Source organism: Escherichia sp. MOD1-EC7003 (genome assembly GCF_002965065.1).
GTDB lineage: Bacteria > Pseudomonadota > Gammaproteobacteria > Enterobacterales > Enterobacteriaceae > Escherichia.
The window spans coordinates 1-15,039 of sequence record NZ_PTRE01000016.1; the positions used below are offsets into that span (position 1 = coordinate 1).

Below are 15,039 nucleotides of genomic sequence, written 5' to 3' on the forward strand. Positions count from 1 at the left end.
CTCTATGCCAGTTGCAGCCTAAGAAGTGGGAAGCCTCGCCGTTTACGGCGGGGAGCAGTCACACACATTACCGAGTTCTTCAGCCAGATTGAGCAAACCGGCTTTGTGTTTAATGACGGGATTGTCAGTATGAAACATGAGAGTTACCTCGTGTTTTGTATGTGGATTCGACACCCATATCAAAACCGGTAACTCTCAACCTTTCAAGGCCATGTGCCAGATCGCGTCGCGGCTAATACAATTTATTTACAGGTTCCCCATTCTTGGCGGGCAACGTTCCAGCAACTCGACGCTGCCGTCTTCGTTTTGCTGTTCCAGCATCACATCAAATCCCCACAGGCGATGTACATGCTTGAGCACCTCTTTACGTCCCCGATCCAGCGGAGCGCGATTATGTGGAATGTAGCGCAGCGTCAGCGAACGGTCACCGCGCAAATCCACGTTCCAGATCTGAATATTCGGCTCCAGATTACTTAAATTGTATTGTGACGATAACCGGTTACGGATCTCCCGATAACCTTCTTCATTATGAATAGCGGAAATCTCCAGATAATTATGTCGATCGTCATCCAGCACGGTGAAGAAGCGGAAATCACGCATCACTTTCGGTGACAGGAACTGGCTGATAAAACTCTCATCTTTGAAATCACGCATTGCGAAATGCAGCGTTTCCAGCCAGTCGGAACCGGCGATATCCGGGAACCAGTATTTGTCTTCTTCCGTTGGCGACTGACAAATCCGTTTAATATCCTGGAACATGGCGAACCCAAGGGCATACGGGTTGATGCCACTGTACCACGGGCTGTTATAGGGCGGCTGGAAGACCACATTGGTGTGACTGTGCAAAAACTCCAGCATAAAACGTTCCGTCACTTTCCCTTCATCATACAGATGGTTAAGGATGGTGTAGTGCCAGAAGGTCGCCCAACCTTCGTTCATCACCTGAGTCTGTTTTTGCGGATAAAAATACTGACTCACCTTACGCACAATACGCAGAATTTCACGCTGCCATGATTCCAGCAGTGGCGCATTTTTCTCCATAAAATAGAGCAGGTTTTCTTGTGGCTCGGACGGATAGCGGCGCGCTTCAGCAACCGTTTTCTCTTCCTCGCGCTTCGGTAGGGTACGCCAGAGCATATTGACCTGACTTTGCAGATACTCTTCGCGACTTTTCTGCCGGGCTTTCTCTTCTTGCAGCGAGATTTTTTGCGGGCGTTTGTACCGGTCCACGCCGTAGTTCATCAGCGCATGACATGAGTCCAGAAGCCGTTCGACTTCATCAACGCCATAACGTTCTTCGCACTCGGTAATATATTTACGGGCAAAAATCAGATAATCGACAATCGAACTGGCGTCAGTCCAGCTACGGAATAAGTAATTGTTTTTGAAGAAAGAGTTATGCCCATAGCAGGCATGTGCCATCACCAACGCTTGCATAGTAATGGTGTTTTCTTCCATCAGGTAAGCGATACACGGGTTAGAGTTAATGACGATTTCATAGGCCAGTCCTTGCTGACCGTGCTTATAGAGCCGTTCAGTTTCGATAAACTTTTTACCGAATGACCAGTGCGGATAGTTAATCGGCATGCCGACGCTTGAGTAGGCATCCATCATCTGTTCCGAGGTGATCACTTCAATCTGGTGCGGGTAGGTATCCAGTCGGTAGAGTTTCGCTACCCGGTCTATCTCTGCCAGATAAACATCCAGCAGGTCAAACGTCCAGTCGGGTCCATCGCTCAAACGTGTGGTGTCCTTATTCATAGAATCGATCGTCGCCATACGCGCACCTCATTGTTGTCGGTGCTCTCTGTGTGGAGCACCTCATTTCAAGCATAGAACACCTGTTAAAAACCGCGTCACCGGAGAATTTTTTTCTTTGCGATTTCTTATTATCAGCGCGCCAGTAATCCGCTTCTGAACGAAATTTTATGCTGGATAAAAAGGGCGTTCAGCAGGAGATGCTAAAGACGCTATATTGCCGCAGAGTCAGGGAGATGTGAGTCAGCTCACCATAAAAAAGCCATATGTTGAATAATATTTTCAACTGAGTTATCAAGATGTAATTAGATTATTGTTCTTTTACTGTATCTACCGTTATCGGAGTGGCTATGCGAGTTGTCATACTGGGAAGTGGTGTGGTAGGCGTTGCCAGCGCCTGGTATTTAAATCAGGCAGGGCATGAGGTCACTGTCATTGATCGGGAGCCAGGGGCTGCCCTGGAAACCAGCGCCGCAAATGCCGGGCAAATCTCTCCAGGGTATGCTGCGCCGTGGGCGGCGCCAGGTGTACCTTTAAAAGCGATTAAATGGATGTTCCAGCGCCATGCGCCGCTGGCGGTTCGTCTCGATGGTACACAATTCCAGTTGAAATGGATGTGGCAAATGTTACGTAACTGCGACACCAGCCACTACATGGAAAACAAAGGACGAATGGTGCGTCTGGCAGAATACAGCCGTGATTGCCTGAAAGCATTACGTGGCGAAACCCATATTCAGTATGAAGGGCGGCAGGGCGGGACACTGCAACTGTTCCGTACTGAGCAACAATATGAAAACGCCACTCGCGATATCGCCGTGCTGGAAGATGCAGGCGTACCGTATCAGTTGCTGGAGTCCAGCCGCCTGGTGGAAGTGGAGCCTGCGTTGGCAGAAGTCGCGCACAAGCTGACGGGCGGCCTGCAGCTACCTAATGACGAAACCGGTGACTGTCAGCTCTTTACTCAAAATCTGGCGCGAATGGCAGAGCAGGCGGGGGTAAAATTCCGCTTTAATACGCCAGTCGATCAGTTGCTTTACGACGGTGAGCAAATCTCTGGTGTGAAGTGTGGTGATGAAGTGATTAAGGGCGATGCGTATGTGATGGCGTTTGGTTCTTACTCGACAGCGATGCTTAAAGGCATTGTTGATATTCCGGTCTATCCGCTGAAAGGCTACTCGCTGACCATTCCGATTGCGCAAGAAGACGGTGCGCCGGTGTCCACCATTCTTGATGAAACCTATAAAATCGCCATTACTCGTTTCGATAACCGCATTCGGGTGGGGGGAATGGCAGAAATTGTTGGCTTTAACACTGAGCTGTTGCAGCCGCGTCGTGAAACGCTGGAAATGGTGGTTCGCGATCTCTATCCGCGCGGCGGTCATGTCGAGCAAGCCACGTTCTGGACCGGCCTACGCCCGATGACGCCAGATGGTACGCCGCTTGTGGGGCGTACACGCTTTAAAAATTTGTGGCTGAATACTGGTCACGGTACGCTCGGCTGGACGATGGCTTGCGGTTCCGGCCAGTTGTTAAGCGATCTACTTTCTGGCCGTACGCCAGCGATCCCGTATGAGGATTTAGGCGTAGCGCGCTACAGCCGTGGATTTACGCCATCACGCCCGGGCCATTTACATGGCGCGCACAGCTAAGGAAACGAGATGACCCGTCCGATACAGGCCAGCCTCGATCTGCAGGCATTAAAACATAATCTGTCCATTGTCCACCAGGCCGCGCCGCGCGCGCGTGTCTGGTCGGTGGTAAAAGCGAACGCTTACGGGCACGGTATTGAGCGTATCTGGCGCGCGCTAGGTGCCACCGATGGCTTTGCATTACTTAATCTGGAAGAGGCAATAACGTTACGTGAGCGTGGCTGGAAAGGACCAATCCTGATGCTGGAGGGATTTTTCCATGCTCAGGAGCTGGAGATTTATGACCAGTACCGCCTGACCACCTGCGTCCACAGCAACTGGCAGCTCAAAGCGCTGCAAAATGCGCGGCTAAAAGCGCCGTTGGATATTTATCTTAAAGTGAACAGTGGGATGAATCGGTTGGGCTTCCAGCCCGATCGCGTGCTTACCGTCTGGCGGCAGCTGCGGGCGATGGCGAATGTTGGCGAAATGACCCTGATGTCGCATTTTGCCGAGGCAGAGCATCCTGATGGAATTTCCGGTGCAATGGCGCGTATTGAGCAGGCGGTGGAAGGGCTGGAGTGTCGGCGTTCGTTGTCCAATTCGGCGGCGACCCTGTGGCACCCGGAAGCGCATTTTGACTGGGTTCGACCTGGCATTATTTTGTATGGCGCTTCGCCGTCCGGTCAATGGCGTGATATCGCCAATACCGGATTACGTCCGGTGATGACGCTAAGCAGTGAGATTATTGGTGTCCAGACGCTAAAAGCGGGCGAGCGTGTGGGCTACGGCGGTCGCTATACTGCGCACGATGAGCAGCGAATTGGCATTGTTGCCGCAGGATACGCTGACGGTTATCCGCGCCACGCGCCTACCGGTACACCTGTTTTAGTGGACGGCGTGCGCACCATGACGGTGGGGACAGTCTCGATGGATATGCTGGCGGTCGATTTAACGCCTTGCCCGCAGGCGGGTATTGGTACGCCGGTTGAGCTGTGGGGCAAGGAGATCAAAATTGATGATGTTGCCACCGCTGCCGGAACGGTGGGCTATGAGTTGATGTGTGCGCTGGCGCTACGTGTTCCTGTTGTGACGGTGTAACTTATTATGCGCCGGATGCCATTAGCATCGCATCCGGCGATATAAGCCGCATCAAACTTAAGATTCGTCGTCTTCCTCTGCCACCCGAACGCCAATCTTCAACACTTCATTATTTTCTTTCTCGGCCACCGTCCAGATCATCCCGGCAAACTCTACCTGGTCACCGACAACCGGTGCCGCGCCTAACAATTGCTGGACAATTTCACCCAGCGTTTGTTGCTTATCGCGATATTCTGGCCCGTCTTCCAGGCCATATATCAACGCCACATCAGCATATTTGGCGCTGGCTTCGAGAATGAATTCACCAAAGAAGCGTTGATCCAGCGCGACCGGCGGCGACTGGCTGAACAGTTTACCGAGCGCCGGGAGATCGCGTTCCCGACCAATTACACACAACACATCGCCTTCGCGCAGTCGGGTGCTACCGGTGGGATGAAGCAACTGGTTATTACGAAACAGTGCCGCAATACGCGTCTCTTTTGGCATATGCAGATCGCGCAGTGCCGCACCTACACACCATTTATCGGCACTCAACTGATAAATAAACTGCTCCCACGGATTTTCCGGATGAATATCCAGGCCAACGCGTGACACCGGACGTCCCACAGGTGGAACAACCACTTTGGCTTTTTTCGCCGCCCACGAGAGTGATGTTCCCTGCAATAGGAGTGAAACCAGAACCACGAAGAAGGCGACATTAAAGAACAGTCGCGCATTCTCCAGCCCCGCCATCATCGGGAACACGGCCAGGATGATTGGCACTGCGCCGCGTAATCCCACCCAACTGATAAACACGCGCTCACGCAGATTGAAGCCGCGAAACGGGAGTAATCCGGCAAATACCGAAAGGGGACGGGCGAAGAATATCATCCATGCGGACAAAATGAGCGCCGGAATGGCAATAGGCAGCAGATCGCGTGGGTTAACCAACAGTCCAAGCACCAGGAACATCGCGATTTGCGCCAGCCAGGCGAGGCCGTCGAAATTTTGCAGAATTCCATAGCGGTTACGAATAGGGCGATTACCCAGCAGAAAACCGCACAGATAAACGGCCAGAATCCCGCTGCCTTCCAGCGCCGTAGTTAAAGCAAAAATTAAAATACCGCCGCTTAACGCCAGCAGTGGATATAAACCGGCGGGCAGGGCGATGCGATTAATCATTTGCAGCAGTAAATAACCACCGCCAAGACCGATGACAATCCCGAGGCCAAATTGCTGCAGAATATCGACCACGAACATCCAGCTGATACTGCTTTCATGATGCTGGATCATCGCAATCAGGGTAATTGTCAGAAAGACCGCCATTGGATCATTACTGCCAGACTCTATTTCCAGCGTCGAGCCAACACGTTCGTTAAGCCCCTTACCACCCAGCAGAGAAAAGACCGCCGCAGCATCCGTGGAGCCGACAATTGCGCCGATTAATAAGCCTTCGATCAAATCAAGATTAAACAGCCACGCCGCCATCATGCCGGTTAAACCGGAGGTGATAAGCACGCCCAGCGTCGCCAGTGACAGCGCCGGTCCTAACGCCACGCGAAAAGAACTGGCCTGAGTGCGCATCCCGCCGTCGAGCAAAATAATCGCCAGCGCCAGGTTACTTACCATGTAGGCGAAGGGGTAATTATCAAACGGGATACCGCCGATGCCATCGACTCCCGCCAGCATGCCGATTGCCAGAAAAATAACCAGAATAGGAATGCCAAGACGGGAAGAAAATGAACTAAGTAAAATACTGCTGGTGACAAGGATGGATCCTAAGATGAAAAGGCTAATTATTGTTGTGGCATCCAACGGTCGGTTACTCCTGATTACGCTATCTCTTATATAAACCCTACCATATTAGCGGCAGAGACAGCATTTTACTTAGCTCTGAAGCGTGATTTTTTTTACATTTTAAGAACAGGATGACCGCTAATCGTCAACTTAGTGCCTTCCTGGGTGTTATTAAGAATGGCATGTGCGCCCAACGGCAGCGTAACCGTGCGTTGTTCATGACCAAAATCGAGGCCGGTAATGAGTGGGAGCGACAGGCGAGAACGCAAAAACGCGTACACTGACTCCAGGTTGTAACCCGCGTCATAATCATTGGGCGAGCTGCCGCTAAAACTACCGAGAATAATCGCCTTCTGACGTGGCAAAATTCCAGCATGATAGAGCTGCAACAGCATACGTTCGACGCGGAAAGGGTGCTCGTTAATATCTTCCAGCACCAGAATGCCGTTCTCAATCTGCGGCATCCACGGTGTACCGATCAGTGAAATGAGCATCGCAAGATTGCCTCCCCACAACGTGCCTTCGGTCTGACATATCGGGCCTGCCCCTTGCCATTCAATGGTGAATGTTTCATTGCGTAATGCCAGCCAGAAGTGGTGCTCGGTAAAGGCGTTCAACTCATCTGCGCCAAAGTTTGCTACCAGCATTGGGCCGCTAAAGGTGATGACATTGCCTTGCGCCAGAAGACCGCACTGAATGGCGGTAAAATCGCTATGTCCGCAAATGAGCAACGGGTCATGTTGTTGACGAGCCACCAGTGCCTGCCAGTCAATATCTACCAGTAAACGACTGGCGCCGTAACCGCCGCGTACAGCCAGCACGATGGTGTTGGGTGAGGTCAGTCTGGCAAGGGAATTGAGATCGTCCAGACGCTCCGTTTCCGTACCCGCAAAACGCTCACAACGACGGGCAATAACCTCGACGTTATTGACCTGATGCCCCGCGTCAGTAAGGCGCTGAATACCACGCAGCGCGGCGTGCTGTTTAATGCAGTAACCCGATGGGGCAATTAAGTGAAACAGAGACATGGCAATTCCTTGCTGACAACAGAAACGAAATGTATATCATGCCGCTTAGGTGTGCCGTTGTCACCTCAACGGCGATTCCAGGCTATAAGGACAGAAGAAGTGAAATTGAGATGGTTTGCCTTTTTGATTGTGTTATTAGCGGGTTGTTCATCAAAGCATGACTATACGAACCCGCCGTGGAACGCGAAAGTTCCGGTGCAACGTGCGATGCAGTGGATGCCAATAAGCCAGAAAGCCGGTGCAGCCTGGGGCGTCGATCCACAATTGATCACGGCGATTATCGCTATCGAATCGGGTGGTAATCCGAACGCGGTGAGTAAATCGAATGCCATTGGTTTGATGCAGTTAAAAGCTTCAACCTCCGGACGTGATGTTTATCGCCGTATGGGCTGGAGTGGCGAGCCGACGACCAGCGAGCTGAAAAACCCGGAGCGTAATATTTCAATGGGGGCAGCTTACCTGAATATTCTGGAAACCGGCCCGCTGGCAGGCATTGAAGATCCGAAGGTACTGCAATATGCGCTGGTGGTGTCATACGCTAACGGGGCAGGTGCGCTGCTACGGACTTTCTCGTCAGATCGGAAAAAGGCGATCAGCAAAATCAACGATCTGGATGCTGACGAGTTCCTCGATCACGTAGCACGAAATCACCCTGCGCCGCAGGCACCGCGCTATATTTACAAACTTGAGCAGGCACTGGACGTGATGTAAATCAGTCGCGCGCTTTGTCCGCTTTTTCCCGTGCTTCCCGCTCGAGAGAGAAAGTAATCCGCTGTAATTGCCGCTCCACCGTCGGGCTGACGTTAAGAAAACGGCAGATCAGACGGGGAGTGGTGATGGTTTCATTCTTGCCATCAATCACTTTACGCTCGCTGATAGAGATTAACGGGGCGTCAAAGTGAAAAGCACCCTTGACCTCAATCTGAGCGAAGCGCATGCCGTCGTGCAATCCGACAGGTTTTGCGGTTTCCAGTAATGCGCCTATGCCGCCTGACGACAAATCATACAGGCGAAAACGTAACGTACTGCTATCTGCCTGTTTGGTCTGAACAAAATAAGGCGGATAGCGATACAGATGCCGCTATCCGCTTTCACATCAGAATGTATATTCGACACCTGCCCAGAAATTGCGACCTTCTTCAATAAACCCTTCACTGTAGGCATATTGGGTATCAAACAAGTTATTGACCGACGCATTAACGCTAAAACCATGACCTAAGGCGTAATCGGCGCGAATGTGGGTCACTGCAAAACCGGCAGCTTTTTGTGAACCGTCACTGTTGCTGTAGCTGGAGGAACGCGCCTCTTCCGACAGCGTTACGCTTAACGGCTCCCACGGTTTGAAAGTCATCCATGCGGTTATTGTCTGCGTTGGCAGATCGGTTATCTTGCCAATGTCTTTGCGTTTGGCATCCGCGTGGATCAGGGTGTAGCTCAATCCTGCATCCAGTATATTACTGATTTTCCCCTTAATACCGGCATCCAGACCGTTGTAATCTACCGTGCCGCTGTTCTGATTTTGAATGGTATCGGCATCGATATTGTGCGAGAGGATGGCATCACTCACCCGGTTATAGTAAACGCTGACCTCAAATCCCCAGTCGTACGTGAAGGCACCATTCCAGGTTAAATCCACCCCGCGCGCGCGTTCCGGCTTGAGCTGCGGATTAACAATCGCTATCTGGTTATACGCAGGTTTGGACGTGGTATAGCGTTCTTTCAGCGTTGGAAAGCGTGTGCGGTCATAGTACGAAAGCGCCAGCGTGTCTTCATTAGCAAAGTGGTATTTCCCCATTATCTGCCAGTTAAACGCTGACTGATTGTTGTCGTCATAATGGGTGATGCTGCCATCTTTCTCATGTTTTTTCGCTTCTACGCTATCGCGCCAGTCATAGCTGATCCCAGCCACGACATCGACATTATCGGCAGCAGCCCATTGATATTCACTGGCGAGCGACCAGGTACGATCTTCATAGCGATCGTAAGCGGCGTGCGGTGCGCCTTTTTCGCGGTGTACGTCATCTTTCCAGTTAACGGCAAACGACAGCAGATCGTTTTCACGCACGTCGGCTGCCAGTTGTAACCCGGCACCGTCGCTGTAATCGGAATAATGGCTATAGCTGCCTTTTTTATTTTTTAAATCAGCCAGCGAGTTGTACATCATCAGCGTATTTTCAAAGGTGTCGCGATACAGCCGACTTTTCAGGGTAAAACGATCGTTTAGCTGGGTCGTTCCCTGATAATAAAAACTTTCTTTGTCATACTCGGGCCATTGCCAGTAGCGTGACTTTTGACCACTATTTCCGCTGTATGGCGGGTTATCTTTTTCACCATCCTGCTTAATGTAAGTCAGCGTGTATTCATCGTTTTCGCGCGGTGTAAAACCGAGCTTCACAATGCCGCGTTTATCATCAGCTGATGAATTAATCATCTTGCCGTGTTTGCCTGCAACATCATTATTTACACCATGCGGCAGGCCGAGAAAATCCTGCTTTAGCTGGCTACCGCTGACTTGTAAATACCCCAGATCGCTGCTGGCGGCAAATGAAGCATGCATATCGTAGGCATTGTCCTGGCTACGGCTCCATCCCTGGCGATATCCCAGACTTGCCTCCAGAGGTTTCGTTGGCTTCTGGGTGGTGATATTAATGGCACCTCCCATCTGATTAGGCCCCTGAAGCAGCGACGAATACCCTTTGGACACTTCGACTGCCCCCAGATTGTTAGTCAATATTCGGGCCAGATCGAGGTTGCCGTCATAGGGAACATAAATGGGCACTCCGTCGAAATAGACCGGCACCTGACGACTATCAAAACCACGAACTTTGACCTGTTCTTCGTTGCGGCTTCCTGACTTTTGCAGCACCACGCCGGGGACGACACTTAATGCCTGAGCGACATTCTGTTTATCCAACGCCTTCATGGTAGGTTGATCGAGAACGGTGGTCGTCGTCGATGACACCGGGCTGGACCATACGGTCAGCGTGTCATTCTCTTGAGTCGCTACGGCCTGCTGGGTAAAGGCAAGTGATAATGCTGTGCAGAGATAACGTTTTTTGAGTCTCATTGAATAAATTCCGTTTCACAAAGAATTAAATAGAGGCTGCGGGGTGCAGACTGACTTTAATGTCAGCCGGTGCCGCGTAATAAGGCGCGGAGGTTATAAAAAGGCGAATGCCGCAATCGAGGTAATTTTTGAGTGTCGTCAGATTAATTCCACCCGTCAGAGCCAGCGTGCAGTGGGGAGCCAGCGACGGCGCTATTTGCGCAATTTCAGTGGCCTGTTGCGGACTAAATTTATCGAGCTGAAGTACGTCTGGTTGCGCGCGTAACGCGGCGATAGCCTCTTTTGGCGTGTCGGCTTCAACAACAATTTTCTTCTCGGGTGCGTAACGACGTAACTGATCGATTGCGCCCGGCCAGTCCTGATTGTCAGGAAGAAAATGGCGGTGGTTGGCAAACAATAATATGGTTTCCGCACATCCGGCACGATGAATCAGTCCTCCGGCAGCCAGAATTGCCTGCGTGGCTAGTAAGCGGGTGCCCGGAATTGCTTTTCGGGTGCAGGCGATATTGCCGTCAGGGTAACGTTCACGAAGTAACGCCAGCATTTGAGCGAGATAATCAGAAACACCACAACTCCACTCCAGTACATTCTGGACTGCCTTCCATCCCTGATGAAGTGCTGCGGCATTACCCTGCGCCCGGATTAGCTGCTGACCCGCGTTCGCTTGTGAACCGTCGCTGACAGCATCATCAATGGTTAATCCCAGCGTGGTTAACATTTTACACGCGACAGAAACGCCGCTGACGCAGCCGCCCTGACGGTGAAAAAACGCAATATAGCCAGGCAGGTGTCCAATATTTAACGCCCGCGTGGTCAGGTCACCCCCCTGGATATCTTCCAGAAGTAACGCATCGATTTGTGCCTGAGAAAGGAAAATCATCGCAGTGCCTCCTGCGGCACGCAATCCCACCAGATGAGCGCCCAGTCGCGGCTGGCAGGGGCGAGGGCACGAGCATCTTGATGTTGATACCAGCGATATAACCGCTCACGCTCATCGTCGTTAAGCGCACCAAGACTCCAGCTGACGTTCTGCTCAAAACGTTCCCAGGTTCTGTTATCCTGTTGGCAATTTTGTCCACGGATAAAATCAACGTGAGCATAAATTCCCATCTGATACAGGACGTTGAGCGCAAAGATATAGTTGGGTAATTCGATTACTTCCCGACCAGCCGCCCGCTGAATGGCTGGAGAGACGAACGAGGTGCTGACCAGATGGGTGGTATAGACGCGCAGCCGTGCCTGATTATTCAGTTTGCTCATTGCCTGGCGCATATCAGCCACCAGAGTGGAGCGGGAAGCCACGGCAATATCGCAGCGTGGCAGGTCACGCCAGTCCTCTTCCCAGGCGCGCTGGATCCAGTGGACATTGTCTGCCTTCAGTGCGGCGGCGCGACGTGCGGCAACGTTCAGCATCCCCTGACTGTAATCAACGCCATAAATCGTTGTGAATTTGTCAGCCAGCGCCAGCGATACGGTGCCCGGTCCGCAGCCCATATCGAATAAGGTCTGCGCGCCTTGCAGGTCAATTTTAGCGGTGAGTTGTTGCAGGTAGCTGTCCGTAGGCGAGGCGCAATTTTCAGCCATTTTTTCTGCCCGTTGATCCCAGTGGTCCGGCGTTTTTTCTGTGCGGTGAGCCAGTTTGAGTTGCTGTAGATAAAGGTCAGCAAAATCAATATCATCAATGAGCATGATTGTTCCTTAGCGGTTAATTGCAGCGAGGTGATGATGAATCTGGTCGGCAGAAACCCGATACAGGGCCGCCAGTTTGTTCGTTGTTAACTGTTCAGTCGGTAAGCCTTGTGTTACTCGTCCATTTGGCTCTACCTGAATAATGCTGTCGGCAATGGCGTTGGCATGGAGCGGATGATGAGTCGACATTAACATTGTCATGCCGTTATTTTTGAGCTGCGCCAGCGTGTCCAGAAGTTGGATCTGATGGCCGAAATCGAGGCTGGAGGCAGGCTCATCCAGTAACAGTAAGCGTGGTTGTTGGACGAGTGCTCGGGCAATTAAAGCCAGCTGACGTTCACCGCCGCTAAGCGTATTCCAGCGTCTTGTTGCCAGATGCAAAATGCCCAGTTTTTCCAGTTGCTCCCTTGCTTTCAGGCGTTCTGGCTTACCGGGAACGGAAAAAGCGCCTATGGTGGGGGTCAGGCCCATCAACACCATATCCAACACACTGAAAGCAAAAATACCGTCGTGCGCCTGCGGCACCCAGGCAATAGCTTGCGCGCGCTGGCGATGGCTAAGTGTCTGCACAGGGATGCTATCCAGTAAGATCTCGCCTTTTAATAACGGTATAACGCCAAGAATGGAGCGCATGAGTGTGGTTTTGCCACAGCCATTGGCGCCAAGCAGACAACAAATTGTTCCTTGCGACAAGGTGAAAGATACGTCGTGTAGCACCGGATGGCGGGAGTAACCCAGAGACGCATGACGGACGGCAAGCAAAGTCACTGGCGACCTCCGCGTAACAACAAAAGCAGGAAAAACGGTGCGCCAACAAAAGCGGTCAGAATGCCAAGCGGGATTTCTGTTGTTCCAATGCTGCGTGCCAGCGTATCGGTAAGCAGGAGTAGAATCGCGCCAGTACACATTGCCATGGGCAACAGCTGCTGATGGTTATGACCGGTCAATAAGCGGGCAATGTGCGGAACGATCAGCCCGACCCAACCAATAACGCCCGCTATTGCTACCGTGCTGGCGGTGATTAGTGTGGCGCAGACAATCAATCCAAAGCGCAGGCGTGTCACGTTCAGTCCCAGCGAACGGGCTTCGTCGTCGGAAAGCGTGAGTAAATTCATGCGCCAGCGGAGAAAAAACAGGGGCAAGGAGCCAATGAGAATGATCGGTGCAGCGTAGCAGAGATCGCGTAAGGTCACGGTGGACAGTCCCCCCAGCAACCAGAAGGTAATTGACGGTAACTGGGTGTAAGGGTCGGCCAGCGTTTTAATTAGCGATATCCCCGCTCCGCACAACGTTCCTAACGCAATGCCGACCAGCACCAGGGTTAAGATCGGATCGTGGCGGGTCACCCGACGCGTAATCAACCAGACACCCGCGACGACCATCAGCCCGCCGCAAAATGCGTACAACTGGATGTAAACAATGGATAATCCCCACAGGATTGCCGCGCAGGCACCAAGTCCGGCACCGGCAGAGACGCCTAAAATATCCGGTGACACTAAGGGATTACGGAACATTCCCTGATAAGTGGTTCCGGCCCCTGCCAGCGCAGCGCCCAGTAACAGCGCAGCAAGAATACGCGGCACGCGGATTTGCCAGAAGACAATTTGTTCCTGCACAGGAACATCCTCTTGACGAAGAATTAGCGCCAGCAGTTGCTGCATATCGAGATGATAAGCCCCATTTACGGCGGCAAAAGTGATACTGATAGCTGCCAGCAGCAAAAGACATCCGTTCGCAGTTCTCATTAGCTCGCCACCATTTTTTGATAGTCGGCGTCACTGAGTGGACAATGCCAGAACAGTTGGGCGTAATGCTGCATGTCACTTTTAAACTGGCGATTGATGGCGGGATCCAGCCATGCGTGAAGTCTGCGTAATCCCAGAAGACGGTTGATTCCCGGTGGGGCATCCAGCCAGCCAAAGGGCAAGCCACTTAAAAATAAGATACGTTGTTCCGCAACCGCTTTCACGCCCTGCCAGAGAGGATCACGACGAATAAAATCTGCAGTAACGGCATCCTGAACCAGAATAATATCCGGCTGCCAGCGCAGGAGATTTTCCATAGAAACCTGTGTCAGCCCGTGACGATCGGCTATTTGCACAACATTGTGCAAACCTAATAATTCCGCCGCCTCGGTATGTAACGAACCCTGTAAGCCGGTTTCCAGCCCCCGGGCACCGCGCGCAGCATAAAAGCGAAGGTTAGCCGCAGATGAGGTAGCGAATGTTGTGGCTTCAGCAATAAATTGCCGCGCAAGTGCCGCTTGTTCTGCGACGCGTTTTTCTGCGCCTAATGTTTTACCAAGCGTTATCAACTGCTCTGCCGATTGCTCCAGTTTCCCATTAAGCAATAACCAGGGGATATGCGTTTGTTCGCTAATCTGGCGCGTCTGGCTGATCCACGTTTCATCTGTATTGCCACAATCAATGACCAAATCGGGATGTAACGCCATAAGCCCTTCCACCGAGAGAGTGCTGGCGCGCCCGGCGAGTCGTCCCAGCCTGGGTAACTGGCGAATGTGCTCTGGCAATGGAATTGATGCCTGACGGGCAAAATCAAAAGAGGAAAAACCGACCAGTTTTTCTGGCGCGACAGCCAGCAATAGCAAATCGGCGGGGGCGCCTGCGCTGACGAGGCGTGTAATGTTTTGGGCTTCGGGAAGCGTCGGTGAGGCCCAGAATTTGACTGATTGTGCAAAGGACGACAGATGATGCAGGAACAATGTCGACGCAAGGATCTGTGTAAACCTCCGTCTGGTTAGTGACATAGGTAATATCCTGATAATTAAAAGCGATATATATTTACATATATATCGAAAGAGATCATGTTTGACATCAAATTTTTTCTAGAGAAACAGAATGATTTGCTTGTTTCCTAAATAACACTTTGTTCTACAAGAAAATTGTCAGGGAGAATGGAGGAGTGGCGAAAAAATATAAATATACTCGTCATACTTCAAGTTGCATGTGCTGCGACTGCGTTCGCTCCCCCC

The 15,039-nt window shown here is 51.7% G+C and carries 11 protein-coding genes and 2 pseudogenes; 3 read left to right on the forward strand and 10 right to left on the reverse strand.

The genetic code is table 11. The features are described 5' to 3' along the window. Positions 1–246: 246 nt before the first annotated feature. Positions 247–1,779: a SpoVR family protein gene (locus A7090_RS02410; protein ID WP_000190855.1), complete on the reverse strand. Its 1,533-nt coding sequence runs from the start codon at positions 1,777–1,779 to the stop codon at positions 247–249. A gap of 329 nt (positions 1,780–2,108) precedes the next feature. Here A7090_RS02410 and dadA point away from each other — a divergent pair, with 329 nt between their 5' ends. Continuing rightward, complete coding sequence (gene dadA / locus A7090_RS02415) at positions 2,109–3,407, forward strand: D-amino acid dehydrogenase (RefSeq protein ID WP_105272887.1); 1,299 nt, start codon at positions 2,109–2,111, stop codon at positions 3,405–3,407. 9 nt (positions 3,408–3,416) lie between these two features. Continuing rightward, positions 3,417–4,487, forward strand: coding sequence for a catabolic alanine racemase DadX (gene dadX, locus A7090_RS02420; RefSeq protein WP_105272888.1), 1,071 nt, complete (start codon positions 3,417–3,419; stop codon positions 4,485–4,487). A gap of 123 nt (positions 4,488–4,610) precedes the next feature. On the opposite strand, the pseudogene A7090_RS02425 reads toward dadX, so the two are convergent. Together A7090_RS02425 and ldcA are read right to left on the reverse strand one after the other, a co-directional pair. After that, positions 4,611–6,281: pseudogene (locus tag A7090_RS02425) on the reverse strand (potassium/proton antiporter); the annotation flags it as partial. 95 nt (positions 6,282–6,376) lie between these two features. Then, positions 6,377–7,291: a muramoyltetrapeptide carboxypeptidase gene (ldcA, locus tag A7090_RS02430; RefSeq protein WP_105272890.1), complete on the reverse strand. Its 915-nt coding sequence runs from the start codon at positions 7,289–7,291 to the stop codon at positions 6,377–6,379. Positions 7,292–7,390: 99 nt separating this feature from the next. On the opposite strand from ldcA, the gene emtA reads away from it, so the two are divergent. After that, on the forward strand, positions 7,391–8,002 hold the full coding sequence (gene emtA / locus A7090_RS02440) for a membrane-bound lytic murein transglycosylase EmtA (RefSeq protein WP_105272891.1): 612 nt from the start codon (positions 7,391–7,393) through the stop codon (positions 8,000–8,002). A 1-nt stretch (position 8,003) separates the two neighbouring features. Here emtA and A7090_RS02445 read toward each other — a convergent pair. The 7 genes and pseudogenes from A7090_RS02445 to A7090_RS02475 all read right to left on the reverse strand — a co-directional run. Beyond that, positions 8,004–8,357: pseudogene (locus A7090_RS02445) on the reverse strand (flagellar brake protein YcgR); the annotation flags it as partial. A gap of 30 nt (positions 8,358–8,387) precedes the next feature. After that, entirely contained in the window at positions 8,388–10,358 is a 1,971-nt protein-coding gene (locus tag A7090_RS02450) for a TonB-dependent receptor plug domain-containing protein (RefSeq protein ID WP_105272892.1), read from the reverse strand. 25 nt (positions 10,359–10,383) lie between these two features. Continuing rightward, positions 10,384–11,238: a ModD protein gene (gene modD / locus A7090_RS02455; protein ID WP_105272893.1), complete on the reverse strand. Its 855-nt coding sequence runs from the start codon at positions 11,236–11,238 to the stop codon at positions 10,384–10,386. Next, positions 11,235–12,047, reverse strand: a complete 813-nt coding sequence (locus A7090_RS02460) for a class I SAM-dependent methyltransferase (RefSeq protein ID WP_105272894.1) — start codon at positions 12,045–12,047, stop codon at positions 11,235–11,237. Before A7090_RS02460 ends, modD begins: the two co-directional genes overlap by 4 nt. 9 nt (positions 12,048–12,056) lie before the next feature. Then, positions 12,057–12,815 (reverse strand): ABC transporter ATP-binding protein, encoded by a 759-nt coding sequence (locus A7090_RS02465; protein WP_105272895.1) that lies wholly within the window; start codon positions 12,813–12,815, stop codon positions 12,057–12,059. Further along, complete coding sequence (locus tag A7090_RS02470) at positions 12,812–13,792, reverse strand: FecCD family ABC transporter permease (RefSeq protein ID WP_105272896.1); 981 nt, start codon at positions 13,790–13,792, stop codon at positions 12,812–12,814. Before A7090_RS02470 ends, A7090_RS02465 begins: the two co-directional genes overlap by 4 nt. Next, on the reverse strand, positions 13,792–14,814 hold the full coding sequence (locus tag A7090_RS02475; RefSeq protein WP_105272897.1) for an iron ABC transporter substrate-binding protein: 1,023 nt from the start codon (positions 14,812–14,814) through the stop codon (positions 13,792–13,794). Before A7090_RS02475 ends, A7090_RS02470 begins: the two co-directional genes overlap by 1 nt. Between the last annotated feature and the right edge of the window lie 225 nt (positions 14,815–15,039).

Coding starts and splice junctions, on each gene's coding strand:
- A7090_RS02470 (WP_105272896.1), bottom strand. CDS start 13,792: ATGAGAACTGCGAACGGATGTCTTTTGCTGCTGGCAGCTATCAGTATC.
- A7090_RS02475 (WP_105272897.1), bottom strand. CDS start 14,814: ATGTCACTAACCAGACGGAGGTTTACACAGATCCTTGCGTCGACATTG.
- A7090_RS02410 (WP_000190855.1), bottom strand. CDS start 1,779: ATGGCGACGATCGATTCTATGAATAAGGACACCACACGTTTGAGCGAT.
- dadA (WP_105272887.1), top strand. CDS start 2,109: ATGCGAGTTGTCATACTGGGAAGTGGTGTGGTAGGCGTTGCCAGCGCC.
- A7090_RS02460 (WP_105272894.1), bottom strand. CDS start 12,047: ATGCTCATTGATGATATTGATTTTGCTGACCTTTATCTACAGCAACTC.
- dadX (WP_105272888.1), top strand. CDS start 3,417: ATGACCCGTCCGATACAGGCCAGCCTCGATCTGCAGGCATTAAAACAT.
- A7090_RS02450 (WP_105272892.1), bottom strand. CDS start 10,358: ATGAGACTCAAAAAACGTTATCTCTGCACAGCATTATCACTTGCCTTT.
- modD (WP_105272893.1), bottom strand. CDS start 11,238: ATGATTTTCCTTTCTCAGGCACAAATCGATGCGTTACTTCTGGAAGAT.
- ldcA (WP_105272890.1), bottom strand. CDS start 7,291: ATGTCTCTGTTTCACTTAATTGCCCCATCGGGTTACTGCATTAAACAG.